Origin of the sequence: Pedobacter sp. (genome assembly GCF_039594775.1) — a bacterium.
Lineage (GTDB): Bacteria > Bacteroidota > Bacteroidia > Sphingobacteriales > Sphingobacteriaceae > Pedobacter.
In genome coordinates, this window is record NZ_JBCNMT010000005.1 from 211,007 (window position 1) to 237,707 (window position 26,701).

21 protein-coding genes are annotated in these 26,701 nt (G+C 38.2%); 20 read left to right on the forward strand and 1 reads right to left on the reverse strand.

The window, feature by feature from the left end; genetic code table 11:
- Positions 1-64: 64 nt before the first annotated feature.
- Positions 65-1,276 carry an MFS transporter gene (locus tag ABDV71_RS13880; protein WP_343533540.1) on the reverse strand — a complete coding sequence of 404 codons (1,212 nt, stop codon included), beginning with the start codon at positions 1,274-1,276 and terminating at the stop codon, positions 65-67.
- A 190-nt stretch (positions 1,277-1,466) separates the two neighbouring features.
- On the opposite strand from ABDV71_RS13880, the gene ABDV71_RS13885 reads away from it, so the two are divergent.
- The 20 genes from ABDV71_RS13885 (at position 1,467) to ABDV71_RS13980 (ending at position 26,695) form a co-directional block, all read left to right on the forward strand.
- Entirely contained in the window at positions 1,467-2,447 is a 981-nt protein-coding gene (locus ABDV71_RS13885; protein WP_343533543.1) for a deoxyhypusine synthase family protein, read from the forward strand.
- A 255-nt stretch (positions 2,448-2,702) separates the two neighbouring features.
- Positions 2,703-3,995: a c-type cytochrome gene (locus tag ABDV71_RS13890; protein ID WP_343533544.1), complete on the forward strand. Its 1,293-nt coding sequence runs from the start codon at positions 2,703-2,705 to the stop codon at positions 3,993-3,995.
- A 49-nt stretch (positions 3,996-4,044) separates the two neighbouring features.
- Positions 4,045-7,086 (forward strand): TAT-variant-translocated molybdopterin oxidoreductase, encoded by a 3,042-nt coding sequence (locus ABDV71_RS13895; RefSeq protein WP_343533546.1) that lies wholly within the window; start codon positions 4,045-4,047, stop codon positions 7,084-7,086.
- Positions 7,087-7,111: 25 nt separating this feature from the next.
- Positions 7,112-8,584, forward strand: a complete 1,473-nt coding sequence (gene nrfD / locus ABDV71_RS13900) for an NrfD/PsrC family molybdoenzyme membrane anchor subunit (RefSeq protein WP_343533548.1) — start codon at positions 7,112-7,114, stop codon at positions 8,582-8,584.
- A 2-nt stretch (positions 8,585-8,586) separates the two neighbouring features.
- Complete coding sequence (locus ABDV71_RS13905) at positions 8,587-9,123, forward strand: DUF3341 domain-containing protein (protein ID WP_113648413.1); 537 nt, start codon at positions 8,587-8,589, stop codon at positions 9,121-9,123.
- Positions 9,116-9,703: a cytochrome c gene (locus tag ABDV71_RS13910; protein ID WP_343533550.1), complete on the forward strand. Its 588-nt coding sequence runs from the start codon at positions 9,116-9,118 to the stop codon at positions 9,701-9,703. The genes ABDV71_RS13905 and ABDV71_RS13910 overlap by 8 nt, the downstream gene beginning before the upstream one ends.
- A gap of 15 nt (positions 9,704-9,718) precedes the next feature.
- A complete protein-coding gene (locus ABDV71_RS13915; protein WP_343533551.1) occupies positions 9,719-10,954 on the forward strand; it encodes a quinol:cytochrome C oxidoreductase in 1,236 nt (411 codons plus the stop codon).
- A gap of 98 nt (positions 10,955-11,052) precedes the next feature.
- Entirely contained in the window at positions 11,053-12,273 is a 1,221-nt protein-coding gene (locus ABDV71_RS13920) for a cytochrome c oxidase subunit II (protein ID WP_343533552.1), read from the forward strand.
- Between the two features lie 21 nt (positions 12,274-12,294).
- Complete coding sequence (locus ABDV71_RS13925; RefSeq protein WP_343533554.1) at positions 12,295-14,166, forward strand: cbb3-type cytochrome c oxidase subunit I; 1,872 nt, start codon at positions 12,295-12,297, stop codon at positions 14,164-14,166.
- Between the two features lie 98 nt (positions 14,167-14,264).
- On the forward strand, positions 14,265-15,326 hold the full coding sequence (locus tag ABDV71_RS13930) for a COX15/CtaA family protein (protein ID WP_343533556.1): 1,062 nt from the start codon (positions 14,265-14,267) through the stop codon (positions 15,324-15,326).
- 10 nt (positions 15,327-15,336) lie between these two features.
- Complete coding sequence (gene cyoE / locus ABDV71_RS13935; protein ID WP_343533558.1) at positions 15,337-16,257, forward strand: heme o synthase; 921 nt, start codon at positions 15,337-15,339, stop codon at positions 16,255-16,257.
- A 14-nt stretch (positions 16,258-16,271) separates the two neighbouring features.
- Positions 16,272-16,838 (forward strand): cytochrome c oxidase subunit 3, encoded by a 567-nt coding sequence (locus ABDV71_RS13940; protein ID WP_343533560.1) that lies wholly within the window; start codon positions 16,272-16,274, stop codon positions 16,836-16,838.
- 30 nt (positions 16,839-16,868) lie between these two features.
- Positions 16,869-17,570, forward strand: coding sequence for a cytochrome c oxidase subunit 3 (locus tag ABDV71_RS13945; protein WP_343533561.1), 702 nt, complete (start codon positions 16,869-16,871; stop codon positions 17,568-17,570).
- Between the two features lie 21 nt (positions 17,571-17,591).
- Positions 17,592-17,948, forward strand: a complete 357-nt coding sequence (locus tag ABDV71_RS13950) for a cytochrome C oxidase subunit IV family protein (RefSeq protein WP_343533562.1) — start codon at positions 17,592-17,594, stop codon at positions 17,946-17,948.
- Positions 17,949-18,653 (forward strand): SCO family protein, encoded by a 705-nt coding sequence (locus ABDV71_RS13955; protein ID WP_343533564.1) that lies wholly within the window; start codon positions 17,949-17,951, stop codon positions 18,651-18,653.
- Positions 18,654-18,681: 28 nt separating this feature from the next.
- Entirely contained in the window at positions 18,682-19,221 is a 540-nt protein-coding gene (locus ABDV71_RS13960) for a DUF420 domain-containing protein (protein ID WP_343533566.1), read from the forward strand.
- A gap of 133 nt (positions 19,222-19,354) precedes the next feature.
- Positions 19,355-19,945: an RNA polymerase sigma-70 factor gene (locus ABDV71_RS13965; protein ID WP_343533568.1), complete on the forward strand. Its 591-nt coding sequence runs from the start codon at positions 19,355-19,357 to the stop codon at positions 19,943-19,945.
- A gap of 67 nt (positions 19,946-20,012) precedes the next feature.
- A complete protein-coding gene (locus tag ABDV71_RS13970) occupies positions 20,013-21,239 on the forward strand; it encodes a FecR domain-containing protein (protein ID WP_343533570.1) in 1,227 nt (408 codons plus the stop codon).
- A gap of 316 nt (positions 21,240-21,555) precedes the next feature.
- Positions 21,556-25,200 (forward strand): SusC/RagA family TonB-linked outer membrane protein, encoded by a 3,645-nt coding sequence (locus tag ABDV71_RS13975; RefSeq protein WP_343533572.1) that lies wholly within the window; start codon positions 21,556-21,558, stop codon positions 25,198-25,200.
- Positions 25,201-25,213: 13 nt separating this feature from the next.
- Entirely contained in the window at positions 25,214-26,695 is a 1,482-nt protein-coding gene (locus tag ABDV71_RS13980; protein ID WP_343533574.1) for a RagB/SusD family nutrient uptake outer membrane protein, read from the forward strand.
- Positions 26,696-26,701 lie beyond the last annotated feature (6 nt).

The following is a 26,701-nucleotide window of genomic DNA, read 5'->3' on the forward strand; positions in this document are numbered from 1 at the left end:
TGGATTTTATGGCATAAAAAAGCGCCAGCATTTTTGTTGGCGCTTTTTTTTATCATGTCCTATGTTATTTAGCCTTTCTAGTAGTGCTAATATTAGGTAGAAATGCAGTAATCAAACCAATTAATGGCAAGTAAGCACAAATCGAAAATACGTAATTGATACTTGTTTTATCTGCTAGGTTCCCTATTAGTGCCGAACCAAGACCGCCCATTCCAAAGGCAAAGCCGAAGAAAAGACCAGCTACCAAGCCTACTTTCCCTGGAATCAGTTCTTGTGCATATACCAATATTGCCGAAAAGGCAGACGCCAAAATCATTCCAATAGGAACAATCAGGACGCCTGTCCAAAATAAGTTGGCATGTGGCAACATCAAAGCAAAAGGTGCGGCACCTAAAATAGATACCCATATTACATATTTGCGGCCAATTCTGTCGCCAATGGGCCCGCCAAGTAATGTTCCTGCAGCTACCGAAAATAGAAATACAAATAGGTATATCTGCGAAGTTTGTACCGAAACATGGAATTTATCTATCATATAAAAAGTAAAGTAGCTGGTTAAGCTTGCCATGTAAAAGTACTTAGAGAAAATAAGCACTAGTAAAATCACAATAGCTGTAATTACCCTCGACTTTGAAAGATGGTGTTTCTCTACAATTGCACTCGCTTTTTTCGCTTCTCGATTTAAAACATAATTTTTATACCAATTACCCACGTAGCTCAATACCATAATGGCTAGCAAAGCAATTACCGAGAACCAAATAACGCTAAACTGCCCTTTGGGAACAATGATCCAGGCGGCTAGCAAAGGACCAATTGAACTGCCGGCATTACCGCCCAGTTGAAAAACCGATTGGGCAAGTCCCTTTTTTCCGCCAGATGCGGCATGCGCCATTCTAGATGCTTCCGGATGGAAAATAGAAGAACCAGTGCCCACCAACGCTACCGAAAATAAAATCAGGTAAAAGCTATTAGATAATGAAAGCGTGATGAGGCCCACTAGCGTAAAGCCCATGCCAATGGCTAACGAGTAGGGTTGGGGCTTTTTGTCTGTGTATAGGCCCACAAATGGTTGGAACAAGGAAGCAGCTAACTGAAAAGTGAGCGTAATCAGGCCAATTTGCGAAAAGGTAAGATGGTATGAATCCTTAACCAACGGGTAAATTGCCGGAATGAGAGATTGTATAGTGTCGTTAAGTAGATGAGAGAAGCTTAACGCAAATAAAATAGGGAATACGGTTGCGTTTGTTTTGCTAAAATCAGGAGGGTTTGCGTTCATAAACGAAGGATTTTAAGCAAAGCTACATATTTTATTGTTGTTGTAAAGTCGAAAAACTTAGTAGTTTAAGTGTTTTTGCCGTTTAATTTATGAGGAGCCTTTTTCAAGGTTTTTGAACCAAATCATAAATCGTAAACCTAAAATCGTAAATCATTTGTATTTTTGCGGGCGAAAACAAAATGAATATAAAATGAGTACTAACAGAGGACCAATATCGAAATTTATGGAGACCAATTATCTCCATTTTAATGCTGCGGCTATGATGGACGCAGCCAAAGGTTACGAAACGCATTTAGACGAAGGTGGTAAAATGATGATTACCCTTGCTGGTGCAATGAGTACTGCAGAGTTGGGCATTTCTTTGGCAGAAATGATTAGACAAGACAAAGTTGCGATCATTTCTTGTACAGGAGCCAACCTAGAGGAAGATATTATGAACTTGGTTGCTCATTCACATTATAAACGAGTACCTAATTACCGTGATTTAAGTCCGCAAGATGAGTGGGATTTGTTAGAAAACCACTATAACCGCGTTACTGATACTTGTATTCCAGAAGAAGAAGCCTTCCGTCGTTTACAAAAGCATATCCATGCCATCTGGAAAGATGCGGATGATAAAGGGGAACGTTATTTCCCGCATGAATATATGTACAAAATGTTATTGAGTGGTGTTTTGGAGCAGTATTACGAAATTGATCCTAAAAACTCTTGGATGTTGGCTGCTGCTGAGAAAAACTTGCCAATTGTGGTTCCGGGATGGGAAGATAGCACCATGGGTAACATCTTCGCTTCATACGTGATCAAAAATGAATTTAAAGCCACAACCATGAAAAGCGGTATTGAGTATATGGCTTGGTTGGCTGACTGGTATGTGAAAAACTCAGAAGGTAAAGGAATAGGTTTCTTCCAAATTGGTGGTGGTATTGCTGGCGATTTCCCAATCTGTGTTGTGCCAATGCTTTATCAAGATATGGAGATGGAAAATATTCCATTTTGGAGTTATTTCTGTCAAATTTCTGATTCCACTACGTCTTATGGTTCTTACTCAGGAGCAGTTCCAAATGAGAAGATTACTTGGGGGAAACTAGATATCAATACTCCTAAATTTATTGTAGAAAGTGATGCAACAATCGTGGCGCCATTAATGTTTGCTTGGATTCTAAAACAATAATTTAAAATCAAAATATCAGGGTGTAAATTTTACCCCAATACGGTCAGCGATTTTGTAAAAAATCGCTGATTTATTTAGCTAGAGTGGCTAAAAAGGCATTAGTTTAGAATGATTATAAATTGTATTTCACTGTCATTAATATGTCATTGGTATCCTAATAAAGATTACTTTTGTCCAATTATTTCTGAGAGGTAAATCATCATTCATCACTTAGATTAAAATTTTTATTTCAAAATAAAGCATAAAATACTCATTATGAGGAATATCTCATTCGGACTTAAAAAATTTAGAAAAGCAACATTCGTATTAGCTGCACTATCTTTTTTAACTGTAACTGTATCGAAAGCGCAAGATGTTGTAGAAGGAAGAACGTTATTTAAGTCGAAGTGTGCTTCATGTCACGCCTTAGATCACGATGCTACTGGACCAGCTTTAACTCCTAAAGTTAACGAATTGGAAGAGTCGTTTTTGATTCCTTGGATTAGAAACAACGTTGAATTGAGAGCTTCGGGTAACAAACAAGCTATCGAGGCAGCTAAATTCTCTCCATCAGAGATGACCGCTTTCCCTACGTTGACTGATGATCAAATTAAAAATATCATCGCTTATGCAAAAGTAGGAGAGCCTAAAAAACAGGCTGCGGCAGGTACTGGTGAAGTTAAAGATGAAGGTGCTTCAGGCCTCTCAATTGCAGGTGTGATTGCTATTATTGTTTTAGCTATCGTTGTTTTAGTGGTATTGGGCAGAGCAGTTAAAATGCTTGAGCGTTTAATTCTAGAAAAACAAGGTATTGTTGTAACAGACGAGGATAATGTTTCTTTAGCTACTGGCTTAAAAGGATTATTCAAAAACAAGAAATTTGTTTTCTTCTCAGTGTTGTGTTTGGTAATCGTATTAGGTTCATTCGGTTGGATGGGTATGTGGGAAACTGGTGTTCACACTGGTTATCAGCCAACTCAACCAATTAAGTTCTCCCACGAATTACACGCTGGTATCAATCAAATTGACTGTCAATACTGTCACACTGGTGCATTCAAATCTAAAAACTCAACGATTCCTTCTTTGAATGTTTGTATGAACTGTCATAAAAACGTACAAGCTAGAACTGATGATGGTTTGATTTCTCCAGAAATTCAAAAAATCTATAACGCGTTGGGCTATAACCCAGATACTCAAACTTACGATAAGACTAAAGAGAAGCCAATTGAGTGGGTACGTGTACATAACTTGCCTGATTTCGCTTACTTTAACCACTCTCAACACGTAGTAGTAGGTGAAGAAGCTATCCGTAAAGAAGCAGGTTTGAAACCAACAGATCCAGTTTGTTTTGCTTGTCACGGTCCTGTTAACACCATGGAAGAAGTTTATCAGTATTCTCCATTAACCATGAAATGGTGTGTTAACTGTCACAGAGAGGCGGACATCTCTAATAAGAAAAACGACGCATTTTATGCTAACGTAATTGCTGCTCACGAGAAAATCAAAAAAGGTGAGAAAATTACCCCAGCATTGTTAGGTGGTTTAGAGTGTGGTAAGTGCCATTATTAATAAATAGAGTTTTAGTTAAGAACGTTCGATAAACAGTAATATAGCTTAAATGGAAAGCAACAAAAAATACTGGAAAGGTTTGGAGGAGTTGAATAAAACTCCCGAGTTTGTTGAGAACAACAAAAGCGAATTTGCCGAGCCGCTTCCAATAGAAGATGTTTTAAGTGAAGCAGGACTAAGTACCGTTACCCCACGCCGCGACTTTTTAAAAGCCTTAGGTTTTGGTTTAGGAGCGGTAACCTTGGCAGCTTGTCAAAAAGCACCGGTACACAAGTCAATCCCTTACTTGGTTAGACCAGAAGAGGTAACCCCAGGCATCCCTAACTATTATGTTTCTACTTTCAAAGGAAACAGTGTAATGGTGAAGACAGTGGTAGGTCGCCCAATTAAAGTAGAAGTTAACCGTAATGCTGGTTTATTCAGCAGAGGTACTGATGCTCAAGCTCAGGCTTCGGTGTTAGATTTGTACGATGTATCTAAGCTAGAAAAGCCTTTGTTAAAAAAGGATCCGACTACTTGGGCTGATTTGGATAAATTCGTAAAAGGCGAATTGAACAAAGTTCAAGCATCAGGGAAGAAAATTCGTGTAGTAGCTAGCAGTTTGAACAGCCCATCGGCTAAAGCGGTAGTTACTGAATTTACGGCAAAATACCCTACTACTAAATTGGTTCAATATGATCCAGTTTCTTATACAGGTATCATCAAAGCTAATGAAAACAGCTTTGGTAAAGCTGTATTGCCAAAATATAACTTTGATAAAGCAGATTTGATCGTAAGCTTTGCAGCTGATTTCTTGGGAACTTGGATCAGTGGTGAAGAGTTTACTGCTCAATATACTTCAAACAGAGATTACAAATCTTTAGAGAAGAAAAAAATGTCTCGTCACTTCCAGTTTGAAGCTGGTATGAGTTTAACAGGTACCAACGCCGATACTCGTATTGCTTTGAAATTATCGGAAGAAGGACCTGCATTAATTGCGTTATACAATGCAATTACAGGTGCTAGCTTGCCAGGTGCAGGTTTGCCAGACAATACCAACGCTGATAAGGCAATTAAACTAGTAGCTAAAGAATTATTGCAAAACAAAGGTAAGGCGGTTGTTGTAGCTGGCTCTAATGATGTTTCTGTACAAACTTTAGTAAACGCTATTAACGTTGCCATTGGTAGCTATGGTACTACTATCGATTTAGATAACCCTTGTAAACGTTACGAAGGTAATGATGCTGAATTTGCGTTATTAGTTGACGAAATGAACAAAGGTGAAGTAGGCGCAGTGTTCTTCTTGAACTCAAATCCTGCTTATGATGCCATTAACACTAAAGCCTTCACTGAAGGCTTAGCTAAAGTTGGTTTGAAAGTTTCTTTCTCCGATAGGGAAGATGAAACTGCTGACCTTTCTGATGTAGTAGCTATTACACCTAACTATTTAGAGGCTTGGGGCGATGCTAATACTTATGAAGGTTTTTACAGTATTGTTCAACCAACCATTAATCCAGTATTCAACTCTCGCCAAGCAGAGCAAAGTTTATTGACTTGGGCTGATGCTCCGGTACAAGATTACTACCAATACGTACGTAATTACTGGGAGAAAAATATATTACCTGCGGCAGGTAAAACTTGGAAAGATGTTTTACAAACAGGTGTAGTCATTAACGCAGCTAAACCAGCAGGAAGTTATGGTTTCACTTTATCTTTAGATGCAGTAGCGGCAGCTATCGTAGCAAGTAGCAAAGCATTGAAGAAAGATATCGAGCTTCAGATTTTTGAAAGTGTACCTATGCGTGATGGTAAACAAGCCAACAACGCATTCTTACAAGAGTTCCCTGACCCGGTAACCAAAGTAACTTGGGATAACAGTTTGGCCTTAAACCCTAAACAAGCAGAGAAACTTGGTTACAAGGAATTTGATGTGGTTACTATCAAAGGCGAAAATGGTTATTCGGTTGATTTGCCAGTATTGTTCCAACCAGGACAAGCGATGGGTACGGCTTCAGTGGCTTTAGGCTACGGACGTACTAAAGCGGGTAAAGCAGGTAACAATGTGGGTAAAAACGCATTTCCATTTGTAACTTATGCTAACGGTACTTTAAAGTATGCTACTACAGCTACTTTAACCGCTACAGGTGCTTGGTCTGAATTAGCTCAAACACAAACCCACTATTCTTTCGAAGGTAGAAACATTGTTCGTGAAGCTTCTTTCAAAGATTTCTTAAAAGATCCAGCTGCTGGTTCAGGTAACCATCACAAACATAAAGTTTACGATTTGTGGACTACCGATAAGCACGAGATGTTGGGCAATAACTGGGTAATGGCAATCGATTTGAATGCTTGTACTGGTTGTGGTTCATGTATCGTAGCTTGTAATGTAGAAAACAATATTCCAGTTGTAGGTAAAGATGAGGTTCGCCGTCGTCGTGAAATGCACTGGTTACGTATTGACCGTTATTATAGCTTTAACGATGAGCAACACGGTGCGGTAACTAAAGAGAAAGAAATTGCTCATTTAGATAACCTAGAAAATGTTTCTGTAGTGCACCAACCAATGTTGTGTCAACATTGCGACCACGCACCTTGCGAAACCGTATGTCCGGTATTGGCAACAGTACACTCATCAGACGGCTTAAACCACATGGCTTACAACCGTTGCGTAGGTACTCGTTACTGTGCAAACAACTGTCCATACAAAGTACGTCGTTTCAACTGGTTTAACTACTGGAACGATTCACGTTTCGATAACTACTTGAACAACGAGTTTACGCAATTAGTATTGAATCCAGATGTTACTACTCGCTCAAGAGGTGTAATGGAGAAATGCTCAATGTGTATTCAACGTATCCAAGCGGGTAAATTAACTGCCAAATTAGAAAAACGTGCATTGAAAGATGGCGATATCAAAATGGCTTGTCAAGAAGCATGTTCTGCAAACGCAATTATCTTCGGTGATAAAAACGATCCAAACTCGGAAGTTTCAAAAGCCCTACGTAGCGAGCGTACTTACTACGTACTAGAAGAAATCAACGTTGAGCCAGGTATTGGTTACATGACAAAAATTAGAAACATAGATTCAGAAACAAAAGAAGTACATGCGTAAGCTATTACTTACAGCAATATAGAATATGGCAGGACATAACGAATCAATTTTAAGGGAACCTTTAATCACCGGAAAGGACATCACGTATGCCCAAATTACGGAAGAGATCTTATCTCCGGTAGAAAATAAACCTAACAAGGCTTGGTGGATTGGATTTATCCTTGCACTATGTGGAGCTACTTTATGGGTAGTTTCAGTAGGCTATACCTTCTGGTTTGGTATTGGTTCTTGGGGTTTAAATAAAACAGTAGGTTGGGCTTGGGATATCACCGGTTTCGTATGGTGGGTAGGTATTGGTCACGCTGGAACGCTAATCTCCGCAGTACTATTACTTTTCCGTCAGAACTGGCGTAACTCCATCAACCGCTCGGCAGAGGCGATGACTATTTTCGCCGTTATTTGTGCCGCAACATACGTAGTATCACACATGGGACGTCCATGGTTAGCATATTGGGTACTTCCTTTGCCAAACCAGTTTGGTTCACTTTGGGTAAACTTTAACTCTCCACTAGTGTGGGATATGTTTGCGATCTCTACTTATTTCTCGGTATCATTGTTATTCTGGTACACAGGTTTATTGCCAGATATCGCTACCATTAGAGATAGAGCAACAGGCGTTCGCAAAAAAATCTATACTATTTTCTCATTTGGTTGGACAGGTAGCGTAAAAACTTGGCAACGTTTTGAGGCAGTATCATTAATCTTAGCAGGTATTTCAACTCCACTAGTACTTTCGGTACACACCATCGTATCTATGGACTTTGCAACTTCGGTAATTCCGGGATGGCACACCACCATTTTCCCTCCTTACTTCGTTGCGGGTGCGATTTTCTCAGGCTTTGCCATGGTATTAACCTTATTATTGGTTGTACGTAAGGTTTTAGGTTTAGAAAACTATATCACCATGTTCCATATCGAATCAATGAACAAGATCATCATCTTAACAGGTTCGATTGTAGGTGTGGCTTACTTAACAGAGTTATTCATTGCTTGGTACTCAGGTTCACAATATGAGCTATACGCGTTCCAAAATCGTATTGCTGGTCCGTTTGCTTGGGCATACTGGTTAATGATGACTTGTAACGTAATTTCTCCGCAGTTACTATGGTTCAAGAAAATCCGTACCAACATTGCTGCAACTTGGGTATTATCCATTGTAGTAAACATCGGTATGTGGTTCGAGCGTTTCGTAATTATCGTAACTTCACTACACCGTGATTACCTTCCTTCGAGCTGGACCATGTTCTCTCCAACTTGGGTAGATGTGGGTGTGTTTGTAGGTTCAATCGGTGTATTCTTTACCTTGTTCCTATTGTTCTTAAGAGTTTTACCTTCAATTGCAATTGCAGAGGTTAAAATGATCTTGAAGAGCTCAAGTGAGCAATCTAAGATGAAATTGATTAAAGAAGGAAACTTAGATAAAGAGCAAGTACAAGAGTACATTGAATCTTTAGAGAAATTTGATAGTGTTAAACAAGAAGAATACGCAAAAATATAACAATGAGTAATATCAAATATATTTTAGGCAGCTTTGGAGATCCTGATGAGATGCTAACAGGCATCAAGAAATTGCAGGAGAACAACATCTCTATATATGATGTTTATACCCCTATGCCTATTCACGGTATCGAAGCGAAATTGGGAGTTAAAAGATCTAGATTGGATATTGCCGCTTTCTTTTTCGGAATTACAGGTACAATAACCATGCTTACTGGAGTTTATTTAGCTACCGTAGTAGATTGGCCAGTAAACATTGGAGGTAAAACGCACTTTGCATTGCCAGATTTTATTCCAATTACATTTGAGTTAACCATTCTATTCTGTGCATTTGGTTTAGTAGGTTCATATTATGCCTCAACCCATTTGTTTCCAGGAAGAGCACCAAGGGTAATGGACTTACGTGCAACCGACGATCGTTTTGTCATTGCAATTGATGCCAAACAAAATACAGAACACGAAAAAATCGATGAACTTTTAAAAGGTGCAGGCGCTTTAGAAGTTAAGCATAATGAAAGGAAGTATATTAGCTATGAATAAGAATAAGATTGTTTTAGGAGCATTTAGCTTACTAGCTTCTGTAGCAATGCTTTCGGCCTGTAGAGATAACAAAAGTACAGGTTTAGAATACGCAAGGAATATGTATGACCCGATTGCTTACAATCAGGATCAGCCTAATAAAAACTTTGCGAACGGAGCAACGTCGCAAACGCCACCTCCAAATACTAATCCGGTTGATTTTATCCGATATGAGTATCCAAATACTAAAGAAGGATATGAGGCTTCTGCGGCATTGGTAAATCCTCTAGCTTTAACAGAGAAGAACCTACTTGAAGGAAAGCATTTTTATACTGTTTTCTGCTCACCTTGCCACGGCGAGAAAGGCGACGGTCAAGGCCATATCGTAAAATTAGATAAAGGTATCTCAGGTGTACCTGCTTATCACGGCGCTGATGCAAATTCATCTCGCGGTGGTTTAATGAAAGATATGCCAGCTGGAAAAATTTATCATACCATTATGTATGGTTTGAATGCAATGGGGTCTCATGCTTCACAACTTAGTCCAGAAGAAAGATGGAAAGTGGTGATGTATGTTCAACAATTACAAAAAATACAATAAGAAAAGCAGATATAAATGGGAACTCATCATTATAATTTAAGTGAACAATTTGAGTTTACTGGGAAAGTAAAAATCCTGAGTATTGTTGGTATCGTTATTGGTATCTTAACCATAGCTTATGGCTTATTCTTTAACAGTGACGAAATTACACATGAGCGTACTTTTGCCAATCTATTGTTGATGGGCTATTACTTTGCATGTGTTTGTATGTCTGCCACCTTTTTCTTAGCAATACAGTTTGTTGCTCAAGCAGGATGGTCAGCATCTATATTACGTGTACCGCAAGCCATGGCAAAAAACTTGCCTTTTGCAGCGTTAATCCTAATCGTTATTACCGGAATGGGATTATACACACACAATCTTTATCACCACTGGCATGCAGAAGGGTTGACAGACCCTAACTCGCCTCATTATGACAGCATCATTGCAGGTAAAGCAGTATTCTTAAACGTGCCTTTCTTTATGATCAGACAGGTAGTATTTATGGGTTCTTACGCAATTTTTGCTCATTTTGTAACCAAGTGGTCGTATAATGAAGATTTAACGGGAGGATTAACTTCATACAATAAAAGTTTCAAATACTCTTGTATCTTCTTAGTAATCTACGGATTTACAACACCGATTTTTGCTTTCGATAACATCATGTCATTAGAAGCACATTGGTTCTCTACCATGTTCGGTTGGTATAACTTCGCTTCAATGTGGGTAAGTACCTTAGCTATCATCGCTATCGTGATTATCTTATTGAGAAAAGCAGGATACATGAGCTGGGTAAACAATAGCCACCTACATAACTTAGGTCAGTTTATCTTCGGTTTCTCTATCTTCTGGACTTACGTTTGGTTTGCTCAATTCCTATTGATCTACTATGCGAACATGTCTGAGGAAACTGTTTACTTCTACAAACGTTTCAATAGCTACGAGTTTTGGTTTTACCTTAACATCGTGTTGAACTTCTTATCTCCGCTATTATTATTAATGGACCGCGATAACAAGAGAAGTGAAAATATCCTATTGGTTGTATCTATTATTGTAGTATGCGGCCACTGGGTAGATTATTACCAAATGATTATGCCGGGAGTGTTCGAGTTTGGAACAAAAAGTGGTAGCGGATTCGGTATTTTAGAAATCGGCATCACACTTGGCTTTGTTGGCTTATTTACTTATACAGTATTAAGTGCATTAAGCAAAAAACCTTTAGTGGCAAAAAACCATCCGTTTTTACAAGAGAGTTTAAACCACCACTTATAATAAAAAATACGGTTTACAATAAATAAGTAATATAACTACAGTACATCGTACTACTTTTAAAGAAAATGAGTTTAAGAAAATTAATCGTTAATAAAACAATGGCAGCGTTAGCAGTATTATTTACTGTTTTCTCAAGCGCTAATGCCTTTGCTCAAGAAGCAGCAGCAGCCGCAACGGCTAAACCTGTAGACATGGGTCCGGTACATAAAAATGCAATATTTTATGTGCTAATGTTTTTGCTTCTATGTTTATTCATTGCAATTGTAGGTAAAGCATTAAAAGTATATGAATTAACCCGCGAAACGCAAGGTAAGCCGGAAGGAATCAACTGGAATACTGTAAACGCTGTAATATTTGCTCTATTCTTAATCGTAGGCTTATACGGTGTATATTGGGAATATTCAGTTCATGGTAGAATGATTTCTCATATGCACGAAGCGGCATCTGAGCATGGTCAGCGTATTGATGAAATGTTTAAATTAACATTGGTCATTACTACTATCGTGTTTATTCTTACACACATCGTTCTTTTTGCATTCGCTTATTTCTACAGAGCATCTGACAAGAGAAAAGCTTATTACTACCCTCATAATAACACCATTGAGAAAATTTGGACAATTGTTCCTGCTTTGGTGTTAACCTTATTGGTATTGAAGGGCTTCTTAACTTGGAGATCTATTTTCTACAAAGTAGAAGATCCTAAAAATAGAGCGATTAATATTGAGGTAACTTCGTCTCAGTTCTTATGGGAAATTCGTTACCCGGGAGCTGATGCTATTGTGGGCAAGAAAAACTATAAGTTAATTACTGCAACCAATAGCTTAGGTATTGATTTTACAGATAAAAACAGTTTAGATGATTTAATGGCTGAGGAAATTGTAATTCCTGTAAACAAGCCAGTTCGTTTTATCTTGACTAGTAAAGATGTTATCCATAGTTTTTATATGCCTCATTTCAGGGTGCAATTAAATACTGTGCCTGGTATGACCTCGTACTTTGAGTTTACGCCTACCATTACTACTGAGGATATGAAGGCTAAACTTAATGATCCTAAATTCAATTATATTTTATTGTGTGCTAAAATTTGTGGAGCAAACCACTTTAACATGCAGAAAAATGTAAGAGTTGTAAGTGAAAAGGAATATCAAGAGTGGTTAACTAAACAAACACCTTATTTAACCAACGACTTAAGAAAGGCATTTAAATTACCTGTTCCAGTTGAGGCAGCTCCAGCAGCTGAACAAGCTCCTGCGGATACTGCAGCTACAGCTGCTAAGGTAGCCTTAGATGTAAACAACCAATTAGCTTTAAAAAAATAATAATACTGGAAAAACCTTATTATGTCAACAATATCATTACACGATACACACCACGACGATCATGGACATGGCCATCACCATGAAACGTTCTTAACTAAATATGTATTTAGTCAAGATCACAAAATGATTGCCAAGCAGTTTTTAATAACTGGTATCATTATGGCAGTTATCGCAATGCTTTTATCGATCCTATTCAGGATCCAGCTTGCTTGGCCAGACAAATCTTTTCCTTTATTAGAAACATTTTTAGGTAAATGGGCTGAAGGTGGAAGAATAAAGCCAGACTTTTTCTTGGCGTTAGTAACAATTCACGGTACCATCATGGTATTCTTTGTACTAACAGCTGGTTTAAGTGGTACTTTTAGTAACTTATTAATTCCTTTACAGGTTGGTGCTAGAGATATGGCATCTCCATTTTTGAACATGCTTTCTTACTGGTTCTTCCTAACCGCATGTTTAGTAATGATGGGCTCTTTCTTTACGCAAACTGGACCTGCTAGTGCTGGTTGGACCGTTTATCCACCGCTTTCGGCAGTCCCTAAAGCAATGCCTGGTTCGCAAATCGGTATGACCTTGTGGTTGATCAGTATGGTTCTTTTCGTAGCATCATCTTTAATGGGTGGTATTAACTACGTAAGTACAATCTTGAACATGCGTACAAAAGGTATGGACCTTTGGAAAATGCCTTTAACCATTTGGGCTTTGTTCCTAACTGCAGTTTTAGGTATTTTGTCATTCCCGGTATTGGTAGCTGGTGTGGTACTTTTAGTATTCGACCGTAGCTTTGGTACAAGTTTCTATTTATCAGATTTAGTATTTGGTACTCAGATTTTACCTAACGAAGGTGGTTCTCCAATTTTGTGGCAACACTTATTCTGGTTCTTAGGCCACCCTGAAGTATATATCGTAATCATGCCAGCTTTGGGTATCTCTTCTGAGATCATCTCTGTAAATGCTAGAAAGCCGATTTTTGGTTACCATGCGATGGTTTATTCATTGATGGGTATTACTATTCTATCTTTCATCGTTTGGGGTCACCACATGTTCGTAACAGGTATGAACCCATTATTGGGTGGGGTGTTTATGATCACTACGTTGATTATTGCGGTACCTTCGGCGGTAAAAACCTTTAACTATTTAGCTACTTTATGGAGAGGTAACATCAGATTTACGCCAGCGATGTTGTTCGCTATTGGTTTGGTGTCTTTCTTCATCTCTGGTGGTTTGACCGGTATTTTCTTGGGTAATGCTTCATTAGATATTAACTTACACGATACTTACTTTGTAGTAGCTCACTTCCACTTGGTAATGGGTTCTGCGGCCATTTTTGGGATGTTGGCTGGTGTTTATCACTGGTTCCCTAAAATGTTTGGCAGAATGATGAATGCTAAATTAGCTTACTTGCATTTCTGGGTAACTTTCATCTGTGCCTACTTGGTATTCTTCCCTCTACACTTCTTAGGTTTAGATGGTGTACCTCGTCGTTACTATGCATTTACCGAGTTTGAGTTCATGAACAAATGGTTAACAGTTAACGTATTTGTAACGTGGTCTGCTATTATTGCAGCTTTAGCTCAAGTAGCTTTCTTATTTAACTTCTTCTATTCGATTTTTAGAGGTAAAAAAGCTCCTCAAAATCCTTGGAATGCTAACACTTTAGAGTGGACTACTCCAGTAGAACATTTGCACGGAAACTGGCCAGGGGAAATTCCTACAGTATACCGTTGGCCATATGACTATAGTAAGCCAGGAGCCGAGGAAGATTTTATTCCTCAAACAGTTCCTTTCTCTCAAACAATGAGCTCTAACTTACCTCATGACTTTGAGGGTAACGAAGAAGCAGAGCGCATACAAAAAGAATGGGAAGCTGCAAATAAGCCAGTGAAGGAATAAGCACTGCGCCGAACTTTGTCTAAAATATGTAATAAGGTATCTGCAAAGTGTTTTAACATTTACAGGTACCTTATTTTTATAAATCTATCACACATTCAATGATTGCTAAATCTGAAAGTAGATTTATTAGAATAAACTTAATTACCATCATAGCCACATTGGTGGTTATTTTGGCGGGAGGTATTGTTCGTAGTACTGGTTCAGGTATGGGATGTCCAGACTGGCCTAAGTGCTTTGATCAATATATTCCACCTACTTCCGTAAAACAGCTTCCTCCCGATTACGAAACGAAATACGTAGAAGGAAGGAAGAAGAAAAACGAGAAGTTCGCCAAATACTTGGAAAGTATGGGCAAGCATCAACTAGCTGATAGCATTAGAAATGATCGGTCTATATTGGTGCATGAAGAGTTTAATGCCGCAAAAACGTGGACAGAATATGTCAACAGGCTTACCGGTGCAATCTTGGGAATCTTTCTTTTGTTAACTGCAATTTTTTCATTTGCATATAAGAAGAAGGCCAAACGAATTATTGTACTCAGCTGGTTGAATATCTTTGTAGTGGGCTATCAAGCTTGGTTGGGTTCCATTGTGGTATCTACCAATTTAACACAATGGGTAGTAACAGTACATATGCTGTTGGCTCTGGTTATTTTGGGAATTGCCATCTATACCTACAATTACGCTAAGCAGTTACACAAAGAACCAACGGTAATCATGTATCGTATCATGTGGTTGAAGGGGTTTTTGTTGTTTACTATCGTTATTTCTGTTCTACAAATTATTTTAGGAACGGAGGTTAGGGAAGCAGTGGACAGCATTGCAAAGTCGCTTCAATACAATGGAAGGAATACGTGGGTAGCTAAAATAGGCAGTGTGTTCTCTTACCACAGAGACTTGGCTATTTTGGTAGGTATTAGCAATTTTATTGTTTATAAAATGGTGATTGACCGCTTTAGCGGCAAAGCTTGGCCGTTAATTACGGCCAACTACCTAATGGTAACATTAATTGTTCAGATTGTTTCTGGGTTTTTGTTATCCTACCTAGGTTTACCACCTTATGCGCAGGCGGTACACATTTTGTTTTCGACCATTATGTTTAGTCTGCAATATTATTTGTACTTGTTGGTTTATAGGACGAAAACCTATAAAGCCGCTTAAATATTAAAAATTGAAACAGTTTTTTTCAGATTTTTCAAAACTCATAAAATTCCGACTAACATTCTTAGTGGTGTTTTCTGCGTCTGTTACGTTTTTAATTGCTCAAAAGATTCAGATCTCAAGAGACATGGCCGACGGGATCAATTGGGAAAACTGGTTGATTTTGATTGTAGGTGGTTTCTTGGTGACTGGTGCAGCAAATTGCTTTAACGAAATTATTGAGGTTGATTTGGATAGGTTGATGACTAGAACCAAAGACAGACCAATGCCAGCAGGTCGTATGACCACAGGACAGGGTTTGGTTTCAGGGTTGGTCATGGGAATTTTAGGTACATGGTTATTAGGTAAACTGAACTTAGAAACCGGTTTACTTTCCGTTTTTTCCATCCTACTTTATGCCTTTGCCTATACGCCACTAAAAAGAAAGTCGCCAATTGCGGTTTTTGTAGGTGCCATTCCAGGAGCGTTACCTCCGCTAATTGGTTATTTTGCGGGATTAGGTAGCGAAGGTATAGAATTTGTGCTACCAAAAGATAGCCCGCAGATTGATTTACAAATCGCACTGATTTTATTCCTTATCCAATTTGTATGGCAGTTCCCGCACTTTTGGTCTATTGCTTGGGTTTTGGATGAAGATTACAGCAAAGCAGGATTTAGGTTGTTGCCAACCAAAAAAAGAGATAAAACTAGTGCAATTTTTACCTTTGCCAGTACACTGATATTAATTCCAGTAAGTTTGTTGCCAACTTTCTACGGTTTTGGCGGCTATTATATTGCTGGTGTTTCAGTAGTACTTGGATTATTGTTCAGCTGGTATGCCTATCAGTTGGTGGTGAAAATGGATTTGGCAAGTGCCAGAAAAGTGATGTTTTGTTCATTCTTTTACATCCCTTTGGTACAGTTAATTTTATTGTTTGATTTAGTAGTATAAAGATGGTGAGTACAATGCAGCAAGAGAACGTAGCGTTCAACTTCAAACCCAAAAAATTTGTGGTTTGGTTGTTTGTGGTTTCTTCTACCATTATGTTTGGCGGATGGACCAGTTATTACCTTGTTTTTATGGCCTCAAAAGGTAAGGGGCATGGTTTAGTTTTACCAGAAGTTTTTACCTACAGCACTGGCGTGCTAGTTCTTAGCAGTGTATGTTTGTTCATGGCTGCAAGAGCATTAAAAAGCGGCGATACCGGTAAGCAAAGAATGTTATTATGGCTTACTTTTGTTTTAGGTATTGTTTTTGGCGTATTGCAATTTCAAGGTTGGGTAGGCCTTTACCAAACTGGAGCAGTATTGGTGAACAATAATGCGGCTATTTCCATAATTTATGTCGTATCAGGTTTTCACCTTTTACATATTGTAGCAGGTTTAGGCTTTGTGACCAGCAGCCTTATAGGCAATTATAAAAAGGTTTCTCCAGAGGTAGCTACCTATCGTCAGGACGTTACCTCAATATTTTGGCATTTTATAGATATCTTATGGATATATCTATATGTTTTTTTACTTTTGAACAGTTAATTTTTTAACAAACTATTATACTAATATTAAATGGATTCATTATCGAAGTTAGACCAAGTTAAAACAACCCCATGGGCCGGCGGTCGTTCGCCGTGGTCGGTAGAGTATGGTAAAATAATGATGTGGTTTTTCTTGTTGTCAGATGCCTTCACATTCTCATCGTTATTGGTTTATTATGGAGCGCAAAGATTTAGCAAGTTTGCTTGGCCAGATCCGGATTTGGTTTTCCAATCTATCCCTGGTTTCGCAGACCACGGTTATCCTTTGGTTTTCGTAGGTATAATGACTTTTATATTGATCATGAGTTCTGTAACTATGGTATTAGCCGTAGAAGCAGGGCACAGAAGGTCTAAAAGAGAAGTAATTTGGTGGATGGTAGCAACCATCATCGGTGGTTTCATGTTCTTAGGCTGTCAAGCTATTGAGTGGACTCACTTACACCACGAAGGTTTCTGGTGGGGCCAAATCCCTAAGGAATTAGGACAATTCTTTGATGGAGAGGTCTCCGCAGTATCTGCACAACAATTCGCTAACTTGTTCTTTACCATTACAGGTTTCCACGGTTTCCACGTATTTAGTGGTGTGGTCATCAATATCATTATCCTATGTATGGTAATTAACGGTACTTTCGAAAGACGCGGACATTATCTAATGGTTGAAAAAGTAGGTCTTTACTGGCACTTTGTAGACTTAGTTTGGGTATTCGTATTTACCTTCTTCTATTTGGTTTAATTAGTTTTAAAGAGATTTATTATGTCAGAACATCACACACATACATCAGAAGAACACGGCCACGGAGAGCATGCTTCAATGTCGAAAGGCAAAATTTGGAAAGTGTTTTTCATCCTTTTGTTCATTACCGTAATTGAGTTTATTATAGCATTATGGGCAATCCCTGGAGGCCATATGTCGCAATCGGTTGGTAATTATGTTTACATTTTGCTAACCCTATTGAAAGCCTTTTACATTGTGGCGTATTTTATGCACCTTAAATACGAGAAATTGGGATTGCAATTATCGCTAACCGTTTCCTTCGTTTTTATCATTTACTTTATTGTATTGATGCTAATTGAAGGCGGCTATCTTCATTTGCACATGCCAAAAGTATAGATGAAGTATAATCATATCAAAAAGATATTAATCCTGGTCACCATATTAGCGGTACCGGGATTTTTATATTATTTACTACAGGACAAAGGTAAAAACCGATATAAACCTTTACCTATTTATGGTCCAAAACAGGTAGCGTCAACTTTTCACTCTGTAAGAGGAAAGCAAATTCCAGATACTATTTATCATTTAGTGGATGATTTTGCCCTGACTAACCAAAACGGAGATACAGTTAATTTGCAAGCATGGAAAGGGAAAGTAGTAGTGCTGAACCTTTTTTATACACAGGTGAATTCTGATGGTGCTAAAATGTCAATGAAAGCCATGCAAGGTTTTAATGAGATGTACCAAAATAACCATATGGTACACTTGGCTACCATCAGTGTAGATAGCAAAGATGATCTTAAGGCTATTTCCAATGCTGCTAGGGTACAAAATGCGGTAGCTCGGAAATGGGACTTTTTGATAGGGGATACCGCATCCTTAAATCAATTGGTGAAACACTCACTGCTATTGGATGCGGTTGACAATAGCACTCAAAGCGAACGGAAATTTCTGTACAGCAATAAAATTGTCCTGTTGGACTCTCAGCACCGCATCAGAGGTTTCTACGAAGCCAGCAATCAAGAAGCCTTATCTAAATTAGACGACGAAATTAAAGTACTCATTGCCGAAGAACTAAGAAATATCAAAGACGGCAGATAAAAGAATAAAGCGTAAGGATTAAATAAAGATGGAAAATACATTAGAACAAAAATATAACAAATGGATTGTAGTCCTTTCGGTAGCTATTCCGCTATTAGTGGCTTTGTTGTTTGGTGTTAATTTGAAAAAATTAGGATATGATGTACAGCCGCTAAGCTTTTTGCCTCCTATTTATGCTACCATCAATGGCGTTACAGCAGTGGTATTACTTGTAGCCATTTGGGCTATCAAAAATGGCAAACGTAAGCTTCACGAAAATCTGATGAAATTTGCTATCGTATTATCTGTATTGTTCTTGGGCATGTACGTAGCCTATCACATGACTTCTGATTCTACAAAGTTTGGTGGCGAAGGGGCTATTAAATACGTTTACTACTTCATTTTAATTAGCCATATCTTATTATCTATCATCATCATTCCGTTTGTGTTGATCACTTACGTAAAGGCATTGGCCCAACGTTTTGATAAACATAGGAAAATAGCGAAGATTGCTTTCCCAATGTGGTTATATGTGGCCGTTACCGGAGTAATTGTTTATTTAATGATTTCTCCTTATTACGTACACTAGGGCATTATCATACAACTCTAAGTCCTTTATAACACGGTAAACTGAATTTTTAGCGTATGATTTTGTAAAAAATCTATAGCTTTTTGCTTTAATTCTTATCTTAGAACATAGCAACTATTAATTATTCAGAAGTGTGGGCAAAGGAACTGTAGAAAGTTTACAACTAATGTTGGAAAAAGGCAATACAAAAGCCTTTACAGACTTCTATACCCAATATTTTAAGAGGCTAATCATTGAAAGCGATAAATATGTAAAAGATATTTATGTAGCCGAGGAAATTGTCCAAGATGTTTTTCTGAAAATATGGGAACGTTCAGCCGATTTTACTCAAATTCAATCCATTAAATCCTATTTATACCGCTCGGTAATCAATTCCTCCATTAATTATATAAATAGGCAACGGAATTTAGAGCAACATCATCAGAAAATTGCTGATGAATTTACGGAAGATCAAGCCGATCAGTTGGACGAAGAGAATGAATTGATTGTATGCTTATTTGACGAAATTGAGAAGCTACCTCCAAAATGTAAGGAAATCTTCAAAATGAATAGGTTTGAGCGATTGAAGTATCGAGAAATCGCAATGAAGTTGGACGTTTCCGAAAGAACCGTAGAAAATCATATTGCCAATGCATTAAAGCTTTTGAGAGAAGCTATGCTCAAAAAGCGGAATATAGAAATCAATAATTCCATAAAGCTATTCCAGATTTTATTCTTTTTTTAAAAAAAGTTTGTAGACGACTAGGGGTTTTTTGTTTACTGTTTGTCATAGGGAGTACTAAACAAACAAAATGACCAACCAGCCAGAAATACTTGCCTTAATTGCAAGACATTTGGAATACCCGAATGATTTGGAATGTAAAGCCCAAGTTGATCAATTTCGTAAACAATCCGCGGAAAATGAGGCTTTCTATCATAGTGTAGAAAAAGTATGGCATTTGTCGGGGCAAGCTAGCCCGTTGGCTAATTTAGATGATAAACAAGTAGCGGAGAGATTTGAAAAGAAACTAAATAAACAGCAGCAAATTCTTCCAAAAAAACAAGTTAAGCTTTCTCGCAGTACAGTATTTTTCAGATGGGCCGCAGCAGCGGTAATTTTACTTGCATTGGGCTCGTTGATTTATTTATATTCTGGCGGAAGTAAATCTTTATTTCACAAACAGCGCAGCTATGCTTCTGATGCGTTGCCGGGAAGTAACAAAGCCATTTTGGTACTGGCCGATGGACGTAAAATTTCTCTAAGTGATGTTAATAATGGTAATGTGGCTAAAGAAGCAGGTTTGTCCATTACCAAAACTGCTGATGGTCAGCTAGTCTATAACGTTCTTGAAGAAATCTCATCGGGAGCTACGAAAGACGATACTTATAATACCATAGAAACTCCAAAAGGAGGTGTTTGGCAAATCAAACTTCCAGACGGATCATCGGTATGGCTAAATGCCGCTTCATCTTTGACCTATCCAATTTCTTTCGCAAAAGGTAAAAATCGTATTGTTGAATTAAAAGGAGAGGCCTATTTTGAAGTTTCAAAAGATAAAGAACACCCTTTTATTGTAAAAACAGCCAAACAAGAAGTAGAAGTTTTAGGCACACATTTCAACATCAATTCCTACGCTGATGAAAGCGAGGTAAAAACTACTTTATTGGAAGGTAGCGTGAAAGTAGTGCCTTATTTGGCCGGAGAACAGGCAAATGTTTTGAAACCTGGAGAACAGTCGATTCTCAATGCAAAGGGAATCAATATTAAAGAAGTTGACGCCGATGAAGCTATTGATTGGAAAAATGGCTATTTCATGTTCAATAATGAGAGACAGGAAAGCATCATGCGTAAAATAGCCCGATGGTACAATGTGCAGATCGAATATGCTGATGCTAGCGCTAAGGACGTAATGTATTACGGAAGTATTAGCCGTTTTGAAAATGTTTCGAAATTACTGAGGAAATTTGAACAGACCGGAGAAGTGAGATTTGAAATCAATAAAAATAAAATAACCGTTTATAAAGAAACTGAGCGCTAACTAGCGTTAAAATAAATCAACTAACCAACAAACTATTTAAAAAATGAAAAGAACTCAACAAACCTAATCCCGCCCAATTTAACGTCAAGTACAAAAGAAAAAGAGGTGCTCGTAACACCCCCTTTTCTAGTATCTGTTTAAACCCATTCCTAAAATATTGGCGTATCAGGAATCAATTTTATTGGATTAACCGCAAAATCTCAGTGGTGTTTAGCACCTACGGAGAAGCTGCAAAAAAACAGACTATCAAATGTATAGAAATTACACCAAAATTCTATGTAGGCATTTTGGCTACCTACCAAAATTTTTATTGATCATGAAATTAGTTACAGTGATATTGCTTGTCTCCTTTCTTCAAGTAAGCGCTGCTACCTACGGGCAGTTGGTAACTATTAAAGAAAAGAAAGCAACTTTAGAAAGAGTTATTAAGGAAATAAAACGGCAAGCTGGTTACGACGTATTGGTGTCAACCGACAAAATGAAGAGCAATACGGTTGTAACAGCAGGCTTCAATAACGTTTCTGTAGAGCAAGTCATGGATAAAATCCTTTCTGGAAAAGACTTAACCTATTCTATAGAAGACAAGACAATTCTCATCAAGCCCCGAGAAAAATCAATTTTTGAAAAAATTGTAGATTACTTTGCCACTATCAAAGTTACCGGTATCGTAAGAGACAAAAAGGACGGTTTACCGATGCCTGGAGTTAGCATTACCATTAAAGGCACTACTACTACAGTAGTTACCAATGAGAAGGGCGAGTACCAAATTACCGCGGCAGAAGATGCGGTGCTGGTTTTTCGCTTTATTGGTTATAAAACCACAGAAATTGGTATCAATGGCAGAACTAAAATAGATGTTTCTATTGAAGAAGACGCTAGCCAGTTAAAAGAAGTTAATATTGTTTCAACGGGTTATCAAAATTTAGATAGAAAACTATTTACGGGTTCTACCTCAAAAATTAATGCCAAGGACGTTGAAAGAAGCGGTATCCCAGATGTTTCTAGAATGTTAGAAGGCCAGGTTGCTGGTGTATCTGTGCAAAACGTTTCAGGTACATTTGGAGCGGCGCCTAAAATCCGTGTTCGTGGTGCTACCTCACTATCAGGCGATAACAAACCTTTATGGGTAGTAGATGGAATTATCCTAGAAGATGTGGTAAACATTTCTAATGAGGCCTTATCTACAGGAGATGCCAATACACTTTTGGGATCTTCTGTAGCGGGTTTAAACCCAGATGATATTGCCTCATTTACCGTCCTTAGAGATGCTGCTGCAACCGCTATGTACGGAGCACGAGCAATGAATGGTGTAATTGTAGTAACCACTAAACGTGGACGAAATACCCAAGGTAGGGCTAATATCAATTATTCAGGTACTTTAACTACCTACTTAAGACCTAATTATAGTCAATTTGATATCATGAACTCGGGCGAACAAATGTCTGTTTTGATGGAAATGGAAAACAAAGGCTATTTTGATCATGCGCAAGTTTCACGGATATCCACCGGCGGGATCTTTTATAAGATGTACAATCAGATGTATGATTATGATTCTTCAAGTGATTCATTTAAGTTAAAAAATACATTGCAATCAAGATTAGATTTTCTAGGCAGATATGCAAACGCCAATACCAATTGGTTCGATGTGCTTTTTAAAAACTCGCTTTTGCAAGAGCATTCACTAAGTGCAACTTCGGGTACTGAAAAAGCGCAATCTTATTTTTCAACTAGTTTTACTTCAGATAATGGTCAAACTATTGCGGATAAAGTAAGACGTTTTACGGGTAATGTAACGCATACTGTAAAGTTTAACGATCGTTTAACTGTTGATTTATTGATGAACGGTTCCATCCGTGACCAACGTGCTCCAGGAACTTTAACTAGACAATCAGATCCAGTTTATGGTCAATATTCTAGAGATTTTGATATCAACCCTTATTCGTATGCATTAAATACCAGTAGGTTGATTACTCCTTATGATGAAAATGGAAACTTGGAGTATTTCACTAGGAACTATGCACCTTTCAATGTTTTAAATGAGCTAAACACTAACTATTTAAATCTGAAACTTATTGATTTAAAGCTGCAAGGTGGTGTAAAATATCAAATTATCCCGAGAAAACTTACCTATTCGGTTGATGGTGCTTATCGTTACGCCTCTTCAGAAAGAAACCATAGTGCTTTAGAAGGTTCTAACATGGCTTCTGCATTTAGAGCAAATGGCGACGCTGTGATTAATGATGCCAACTTATTTCTATATAAAGATCCTGATTTTCCGAATGATCCTGCGAGGGTGATATTGCCAGAAGGGGGTTTTTATAACACTTCACTAAACAGCATCAAAAACTACTACTTCCGTCAAAACTTAGAATTTGATGAAACTTTTAACGTAAAGCATCGCTTAAACCTTTTTGGTTCCATGGAGGTGCGTTATACAGACAGAAGAAATTCCGATTATGATGGCGTAGGTTACCAATTTGGCAACGGAGGTTTGGTAAATTCTAACTACCGTTATTTCAAGAAGGCTAGCGAAGGAGGTGATCCATATTTTGGTATGTCTCTTACTCAAGAGCGAAATGTAGCATTTATGAGTAGGGCCGCCTATAGCTATGATGACAGATATTCTGTAAATGCAACCTTCCGCTACGATGGTTCTAACAGAATGGGACAAGGATCAACGGCCTCAAGATGGTTGCCAACTTGGAACGTATCTGGTGCATGGACCATTGATGAGGAAGAATTCTATCCTAAAAATGATGTGCTGAGCTCAGTAAGATTAAGAGGAACCTATGGTTTGGTCGCAAACCCAGGGGATGCCTCCAATTCTTCTGTATTGTATTTTAACCGTACCACCTATCGTCCTTATGAAAACGAAAAAGAAACTGCGGTATATATCTCTAGTTTAGCCAATAGCGAGTTAACCTGGGAAAAGTTGTATGAGCTAAATATCGGGGGTGATTTCGGTTTGTTTAAAGATAAATTGAATGTAACGATGGAGTATTACAAGCGTAATATCTTTGACCTGTTAGGAAATTTAAGGACATCTGGTGTTGGCGGACAAAATACGAAGTATGCCAATTATGGTAAAATGACCGCTTCTGGTTTTGAGTTTACCATTGTTGGAAATCCTGTGGCTACCCAATCAGGCTTTAAGTGGAGAACGCAATTGAACTTTGCCCACAACACTAACAAGGTTACCGCTTTAGAAGTTAATCCAAGCATTTGGTCGTTAGTGAGAGCAGAAGGTGCACCTTTACTAGGTAAGTCGCAGCGTGGTTTGTATTCTATTAAATTTGATGGCCTTAATCCAAAATATGGTTATCCTACATTTATAGGGCTAGATGGTACCAGAAAAGAACCATATATCTATTTCCAAAACACTACTGATGTTTCTAATTTAGTATATCATGGTCCTGTAGATCCAGTATTAACAGGTGGTTTTTATAACCAGGTTGCCTATAAAGGATTTACCTTATCAGCCCTGTTTACTTTCGCCACTGGTAATTATATTCGCTTGCAACCTAGTTATGCCTCGACTTATAGCGATCTGAATTCGATATCAAAATCGATGGCTAACCGTTGGTTGTTCCCAGGCGATGAGAATAAAACCAATATCCCAGCTATTCTTGAACCGTTTGTGGCTGGCAATAGAATCATTAGACCAAATGGCGAAACTGTAGATGCAAGGTATGCCTATAACGCTTATAATTATTCGGATCAACGTGTAGCTAAAGGTGATTTTGTACGTTTGAAAAATGTAACGCTGACCTATAGTATTCCGCAAAAAATCGCATCCTTATTAAAAATGACTAATGCTCAAATCTCTTTAGTCGGCAATAACATTGCTCTGTTGTACTCTGATAAGCGATTAAATGGTGCAGATCCTGAGTTTTTTAACAACGGAGGTGTAGCCATGCCAATACCAAGACAGTATACATTATCGATTAAAGCAGGATTTTAAAGGACACATCATCATGAATAAAATATTAAAAAATAGTTTGCTCGCAGTTTGCCTTTTAAGCATAGGCACTGGTTGTAAAAAATACTTGGATGTTAATCCAGATATGAGGACCGAAATCAATACGGTTGAAAAATTGGGACAGTTGTTGGTAACAGCTTACCCGGATAGAAATTATTTTACTTTTGCTGAAGTTGCCTCTGATAATGCAGAAGACAAAACGGGTGGGTTTAGTACCCATGTTAACGAACCTTTTCCAACCCTCTATAACTGGAACGTAGTGGTAGGCACAGGAAACGGTACACCATCTGAGTATTGGAATGCTTGTTATAGAGCTATTGCGGCAGCAAACCAAGCATTGGAGGCTATTCGCGAAAATAACTTTGGCGCAGCGGCAAATCAGTATAAGGGCGAGGCTTTAGTAGCACGTGCTTACGCAGAATTTATGTTGGTAACCTTCTTCTCGCCAGCTTATGAAATTAATGGTGCTAATGCAGGTTTGGGGGTTCCTTATCCGCTAACTCCTGAAACGGTGACCAGACCAGTTTATGAAAGAGGAACGGTAGCTTCAACTTATGCGCAAATAGAAAAGGATTTGGAAGAAGGTCTGCCGCTTTTAGTTGGAGCTAAATATCAAGTGCCGCATTACCATTTTACGGAGCAGGCAGCACATGCATTCGCCACAAGGTTTTATTTGTTTAAAGGTGATTGGCCAAAGGTAATTGCGCATGCTAATGCTATTTATACCGATGGTAATTTTAAATCCAACATCAGACAGTATACAGGTTCGCTTTATAACTTAACTTTTGCAGAGCATCCAGTTGAGTATACCAAAGCAGAGAAATCTTGGAATTTACTGCTGGCCAATACTTACTCTGTTTTTCAACGAACCAGTGGAGCAACCCGTGCCCGTTATAGCTTTGGAGAAACGGTGAGAAGTTTTTATTCTGTTGTAACAGTCTTTGGAGCATCTTTTAGAAATAGAGTAGGTACAAATGGTGGCGCACCAAATTACACTACGAATAAGTTTAACGAATATTTTTACATCACCAACACACAATCTAATACTGGATTACCCTATATCATGGCACCTATTTTAACTGCTGATGAAGCATTGTTGAACAGGGCCGAAGCCTACATTCAAAGAGAAGATTATACCAATGCCATCAAGGATTTAAATGATTTTGCAAGTACTAGAATTGTGAACTATAATGTAAATACTCATGGTTTAACGGTAGATAAAGCGAAAACGTATTTTAACTTAACAGATGCAAAACAAGCGATGATTGAAGCATTGCTACAAACCAAGCGTGTTGCATTTATGCAAGAAGGTATCCGTTGGATGGATATTTTAAGATACAAATTGCCTGTAAAACACAACTTCCTTGCAACAGACGGAACAGAGACTTTCAAAATTTTAGAAGCCAATGATCCAAGACGTACCTTCCAAATTCCGCAAGATGCGATCGCAGCAGGTATTACACCAAATCCAAGGTAAACTCAA

Bases quoted from the DNA above. Each gene is read 5' to 3' on its own strand.
- ABDV71_RS13940 (WP_343533560.1), top strand. From the start codon at position 16,272: ATGCAGCAAGAGAACGTAGCGTTCAACTTCAAACCCAAAAAATTTGTG.
- nrfD (WP_343533548.1), top strand. From the start codon at position 7,112: ATGGCAGGACATAACGAATCAATTTTAAGGGAACCTTTAATCACCGGA.
- ABDV71_RS13955 (WP_343533564.1), top strand. From the start codon at position 17,949: ATGAAGTATAATCATATCAAAAAGATATTAATCCTGGTCACCATATTA.
- ABDV71_RS13905 (WP_113648413.1), top strand. From the start codon at position 8,587: ATGAGTAATATCAAATATATTTTAGGCAGCTTTGGAGATCCTGATGAG.
- ABDV71_RS13915 (WP_343533551.1), top strand. From the start codon at position 9,719: ATGGGAACTCATCATTATAATTTAAGTGAACAATTTGAGTTTACTGGG.
- ABDV71_RS13980 (WP_343533574.1), top strand. From the start codon at position 25,214: ATGAATAAAATATTAAAAAATAGTTTGCTCGCAGTTTGCCTTTTAAGC.
- ABDV71_RS13895 (WP_343533546.1), top strand. From the start codon at position 4,045: ATGGAAAGCAACAAAAAATACTGGAAAGGTTTGGAGGAGTTGAATAAA.
- ABDV71_RS13925 (WP_343533554.1), top strand. From the start codon at position 12,295: ATGTCAACAATATCATTACACGATACACACCACGACGATCATGGACAT.
- ABDV71_RS13945 (WP_343533561.1), top strand. From the start codon at position 16,869: ATGGATTCATTATCGAAGTTAGACCAAGTTAAAACAACCCCATGGGCC.
- ABDV71_RS13975 (WP_343533572.1), top strand. From the start codon at position 21,556: ATGAAATTAGTTACAGTGATATTGCTTGTCTCCTTTCTTCAAGTAAGC.
- ABDV71_RS13950 (WP_343533562.1), top strand. From the start codon at position 17,592: ATGTCAGAACATCACACACATACATCAGAAGAACACGGCCACGGAGAG.
- ABDV71_RS13930 (WP_343533556.1), top strand. From the start codon at position 14,265: ATGATTGCTAAATCTGAAAGTAGATTTATTAGAATAAACTTAATTACC.
- ABDV71_RS13970 (WP_343533570.1), top strand. From the start codon at position 20,013: ATGACCAACCAGCCAGAAATACTTGCCTTAATTGCAAGACATTTGGAA.
- ABDV71_RS13910 (WP_343533550.1), top strand. From the start codon at position 9,116: ATGAATAAGAATAAGATTGTTTTAGGAGCATTTAGCTTACTAGCTTCT.
- ABDV71_RS13885 (WP_343533543.1), top strand. From the start codon at position 1,467: ATGAGTACTAACAGAGGACCAATATCGAAATTTATGGAGACCAATTAT.
- ABDV71_RS13890 (WP_343533544.1), top strand. From the start codon at position 2,703: ATGAGGAATATCTCATTCGGACTTAAAAAATTTAGAAAAGCAACATTC.
- ABDV71_RS13880 (WP_343533540.1), bottom strand. From the start codon at position 1,276: ATGAACGCAAACCCTCCTGATTTTAGCAAAACAAACGCAACCGTATTC.
- ABDV71_RS13920 (WP_343533552.1), top strand. From the start codon at position 11,053: ATGGCAGCGTTAGCAGTATTATTTACTGTTTTCTCAAGCGCTAATGCC.
- ABDV71_RS13960 (WP_343533566.1), top strand. From the start codon at position 18,682: ATGGAAAATACATTAGAACAAAAATATAACAAATGGATTGTAGTCCTT.